The sequence below is a fragment of the Chitinimonas viridis genome, from assembly GCF_030409555.1.
In the GTDB taxonomy this organism is placed as follows: Bacteria; Pseudomonadota; Gammaproteobacteria; order Burkholderiales; family Chitinimonadaceae; genus Chitinimonas; species Chitinimonas viridis.
The window spans coordinates 1-3,372 of record NZ_JAUFPU010000012.1 but is presented as its reverse complement, the minus strand read 5'-3'; the positions used below and the strand labels follow the sequence as shown (position 1 = coordinate 3,372).

Sequence of the window (3,372 nt, the reverse complement as noted above, 5' to 3'; positions counted from 1 at the left end):
AGCTGGAATTGGACCAACGCCCCCTTGGGCAGCCACCAAATCGTTGCCAAGGCTTACCTGGGCATGACCACCACGACTGCAGTGGGTACCTCGAGTACGCCAGGGCCGGTGATCACCGTGGTTTCGCGCGGCGGCGCGCTGGAGCTGTCGGACAATATCGCAGCAGGTGTGGGTGACGCCGTGGCGGGGCTGGTGGCCTTGCCGGATGCGGGCAGCTTGCCGGGTGAGCTGGGGGTGAGCAATGGGGCAGCGACGTATAGCTTGCCGATTGCGGTGCCGCCTGGGACCAATGGTACTTCGCCGGGGCTGGGTCTGGTTTACAACAGCCAGGCAGCCAATGGCCTTGCAGGCGTGGGCTGGAGCCTTAGCGGTCTGTCGAGCATCCAGCGCTGTAACAAGCTGCTGGCCAAGGATGGTGTTGCCGATGCCGTCCGCTTTACCAATACCGATCGGCTTTGCCTGGATGGTCAACGCTTGGTTCTGGTAACCGCCGGTAGCAACCCGGCCAGTGATACGGATTACTGGCGCGACGATGCGGAATATAGGCTTGAGCTGGAGACCTTCAGCCGTATCACCCGCAGCCGCCAGGGAGGCAAGCTGGGCTTCAAGGTCGAAAACAAGTCCGGTCAAGTGCTGTACTACGGCGATACGGAGAACAGCAGCCTCAAGAGCACGGTCGTTGCCGATGCCAACCTGGTATTCGGCTGGGCATTGCGCCGTAGCGAAGATTACTCGGGCAATATGATCGACTACGACTACCTGGATGACACCGGTAGCGGCAAGACGGGTGAGCATGTGCCCAGCAGCGTACGCTGGGGTGGCAATCAGGTTAATGGCACGGCGCATTACGCCCGGGTGGACTTCAAGTACGGCACTAGCGACCGGCCTGATGCGGAAGTGGCCTATCTGGCTGGGAGCAACCGTGACCGCCGTAAACGGCTGGAGCGGATACAGACCTTTACCGACATTACGAGCAGCACGAGCACCCCAGTGCTGGACTACCGGTTTGACTACACCTTGAGCCCTAGCAGCGGTCGTAGCCTGCTCCGTGCCGTGCAAGCTTGCGATGGCAGTGATGCCAGCCGCTGCTTGCCCAAGACCGAGTTTGGCTGGGATGCCCCCGCACTGGCCGAGCAGAATTGGATGGTGTCGCTAGGTACCTGGAATGGCCCCGTTATTCCACGCGAGCTAGACTACGACGGCCATTTCAAGCGCTATATGCTGGATATGAGCAAAATACGGCCAGGCGATTTCAATGGTGATGGCCGGCAGGATATCGTAACGGGAGAGGGCTTCTACCTGTCTACCGGTACGGGGTTTACCCATGTTCCCCCGGCTAATTCGACGAAGTTTGATTCGTACTTTAGTGTGACTGCCGACCTGAATGGTGATGGTCTACTGGAAATAATTACACCCAAAAATTACGAGAATGGGCCGACGCATCAGTGGGAAATCTGCTTCCCGCAGGCAAAAGCCTTGCCTTATCAGTGCCAAACATGGACAGGCCCTCTCTTCCACGCAGCTCAGGGTAGCGCAGGAACCGTATTTGGCCAGGATGTTGATGGTGATGGCCGTGATGAATTGGTGATTAAAAGTACGATTGACCACCCCGAGGCCAATGTCTGCCGCTATGCAGGACAGGGTGTGCAATTCAGCTGCACTAGCCGGCCATATGACATTCCCAGGGTGCGCGGGTGGATTACCGATGAAGAAAACCACATGCACGGTGGCCTGGAACTGATACACGATGAACACAGTGGTGACGTGGACGGTGATGGCATCCGTGATATCGGATTGCTGGCATGGACCAGCCAGGATGTCTGGGATGGTACGCGGGAGCGAGTCCTAATTAGGGCTTGGCTAGGGATTTATGATGGTATCGGTGGTGACACACCGTTTCAGTATAATATATTCCACGGTTCTCCCATCAATCTCTATCCAACACCCATAGGTGCTGGCCCTTGGGCTACGCTGGCTGGCGACTTGAATGGCGATGGTTATAGCGACACAGCGTTTGGTTTCGACAATGAGCCTATCGACAAAGACAGCAGCAACGTAGGCCGCGATCTGCTGCGTATCTGTTATTCCACCGGTAAGGCACTGGATTGCGTGACGCATGATGCGGTCGGCGACAAGGCCTTCCTCCAGCACCCCAATGCCATGGGTGATTTTGATGGGGATGGCCATACCGAAATGCTTTTTGGGCCATTCGCGAACCCACGGGTCGGCTATGGGCTGGAAGCCGGGCAGTCTCGGCAGTTTTCTTGGAAACTCTGCCGTGTTAGCTATGCTGGCGCACCTGTCTGCCAGAATTGGGAGATGCCGGTCGGTAACCTGCCGGACAATGGTGACTATAAGCAGGTTGCGGGTGATTTCCTCGGGACCGGGCGGCAGCAGATTGCACTGTATGTACCGGGTACGGGCTGGCAGTTGTTTGGCTTCCCGACCAGCGAGATTGCAGGCTACGACCGCTTGATCTCCGTTACCAACGGACGAGGCGGCAAGGCGGAGATTGCATACACTGCTGGCGTGGACGACAGCATCTATCAAGCCCAAGCAACTGATATCAACGGGCAGGTTATTGCCCAGACCTATCCGCTACTGAATCAGGCCGACGCGGGCTTGGTGGTCAAGCGCCTGCGCCAAGATATCGGCCAGGGCAGCTACCGGGAAACCACCTACCGCTACGCCGGTGCCGCCGTAAACCAACAGGGCCTGGGCCATGTAGGCTATGCCCGTATCGATGCCACCGACAGCCACACCCAGGCAATCCATACCACTTGGCAACGCCAGGACTGGCCCTATGTTGGTGCGCTTGGCGCAGAACAGGTACAGATAGGCGCGACCAAGCTCAGCGAGACTCGCTATACCTTCGACAAGCTCGACATCCGTCATGCCAACGGCGCGCTGTCTGTCTTCCCCTATGTCAAGCAAAGCACCCAGACCCGCCGCGATCTGGATGGCAGCCCCTTGGGCACCACCCTCACCGACAACCAATACACGGACGGCTGGGGCAACCTCACCCAATCGGATGTCAAGGTCAGCCACGGCGGGATCGACTACTACACACAGACCCGCAACACCTATCGCAACATCAACACCACCGCCGTGTGGCGCGCTGGCCTGCTGAGCACCAGCAGCGTCAGCAAGGCCGATACGTCCCGTACGGTCAATCAGACCGCCATTACCCGCAACGTAGCCTATAGCTACGACGCCCTGGGCCGACTCGACACCGAAACGGTTGAACCCGGTGATCCTGCCTATCAGCTCATCACCACCCACAACCGCCGCAGCAACCCCTACGGCCTGGTCGAACTCAAGCAACAAAGCTGGCGCAACCCCGCCACCGGTCTGAACGAAACCCGCACCGTC

At 58.5% G+C, this 3,372-nt stretch carries 1 protein-coding gene; it reads left to right on the top strand.

Annotated elements, in window-relative coordinates:
* Positions 1 to 63 precede the first annotated feature (63 nt).
* On the top strand, positions 64 to 3,372 hold a 3,309-nt coding region (locus QWZ03_RS13230), incomplete at its 3' end, for a SpvB/TcaC N-terminal domain-containing protein (protein ID WP_290333153.1).